The organism is Micromonospora sp. M51 (assembly GCF_018070305.1).
GTDB lineage: Bacteria > Actinomycetota > Actinomycetes > Mycobacteriales > Micromonosporaceae > Micromonospora > Micromonospora parva.
Genome location: NZ_JAGPXZ010001052.1, coordinates 1 through 1,613 on the forward strand (window position 1 = coordinate 1; position 1,613 = coordinate 1,613).

General features: G+C 71.5%; 1 protein-coding gene. It reads right to left on the reverse strand.

Features of this window, described 5'->3' with window-relative positions; genetic code table 11:
- The coding region (locus KBX53_RS32355) for a pyridoxal-dependent decarboxylase (protein ID WP_210863649.1) at positions 1–1,221 on the reverse strand (1,221 nt) is incomplete at its 3' end.
- Positions 1,222–1,613: the final 392 nt, after the last annotated feature.

Below are 1,613 nucleotides of genomic sequence, written 5' to 3' on the forward strand. Positions count from 1 at the left end.
GCAGACCAGTGAGAACGGGTGCGCGGCGGCCACCTCGAACCGGTCGTCGGCGCGGACCCGCTCGGCGAACCGCTCGGCCAGCGTCACCCCGGAGCGGATGTGCGCCCGCAGCCCCTCGACGCCGTACCAGCGCAGCACGAACCACAGCTTGAGGGCTCGGAACCGTCGGCCCAGCGGCACCTGCCAGTCCCGGTAGTCGATCACCGCACCGGACTCGGAGGCCGCGTTACGCAGGAATTCCGGCAGTACGGTCAGCGCCTCGATCAGCGCCGCCCGGTCGGCCACCCAGAACGCGTCGCAGTCGAAGCCGGTGAGCAGCCACTTGTGCGGGTCGAAGCAGTAGGAGTCGGCGTACTCCAGGCCGGCGTGCGACCACCGCAGCTCGGGGCAGACGGCGGCGGCGCCCGCGTACGCGGCGTCCACGTGCAGCCAGATGCCGTACTCGGCGCAGATGGTTCCGATCTCGGGCAGCGGGTCGATGGCGGTGGTGGAGGTGGTGCCGATGGTCGCCACCACGATGGCCGGTACGTCACCGGCGGCAAGGTCGGCCTCGATCGCGGTCCGGAGCTCGCCCGGCAGCATCGCCTGGGTGTCCGGGTCCACGGCGATCGACCGGACGCCGTCGTCGCCCAGCCCGGCGAGCCGTGCGGCCTTCTCGATGGACGAGTGCCCGTGCACGGAGGTGTAGGCGCGGTAGCGCCGGTCGATGCCGGCGTGACGCCACCGGCCGTCGCTGGCCCGGTGCAGCGCGGCCAGGGTGGCCACCAGCGTCGCCGACGAGGCCGAGTCCTGGATGACCCCACCGCCGGTGCCGGTCGAGTGGAACCGTTGTGGCAGGTCCATCAGGTGGGCCAGCCAGTCCATCATCACCGTCTCCAGTTCGGTGCAGGCCGGGCTGGTGGTCCAGAGCATGCCCTGGACGCCGAGCCCGGCGCTGACCAGGTCGCCGAGCACGCTCGGGCCGGAGGTGTTGGCCGGGAAGTAGCCGAAGAAGCTCGGGTGCTGCCAGTGGGTCAGCCCCGGTACGACGACCGAGTCCAGGTCGGCGAGGACCGCCTCGACCGGTTCGCCGCCGGTGGTGGGCGGGGCGCCGGGCAGGGCGGCGGCCACGGTGCCCGGGGGAGCGGTCGGTGTGACCGGTCGTTGCTCCACTGTCGCCCAGTAGTCGGCGATCCAGTCGACGACGGCGTGCCCGGCGCGACGGAATTCGGCGGGGTCCATGTGGTGAGGGTTCACCGGCACGAGTTGACCAGGCATCGATCGTCCGGGCAAGACCGGAAGCTCAATCCAGAGCGAGCGACAGGCGTCGATGTTGCGTGTCGGAAAGCGCTTGCCCTACGATCGCGGTGAGTCGGATCCGTGAGTTCCAGGGCGTTTCACCCCCGATCAGATCGCCGTCCGCCGCCGTCGCGGTGGGGTTGGTCCACCGTGCTTCCCCGGGCAGGGCCGGTGTGCCGCAGCGATCACCACCGGATCCCGGAGGCAGTGCATGCACCCGTCCAGACATCGGCTGATCCTGCTCGCCGCCACCACGGCGGCCACCGTCGTGGCCGGCACCCTCGGTACGGTCGTCGCCTCGGCCGCCGCCGTCGGCTGCCGGGTCGACTATCAAA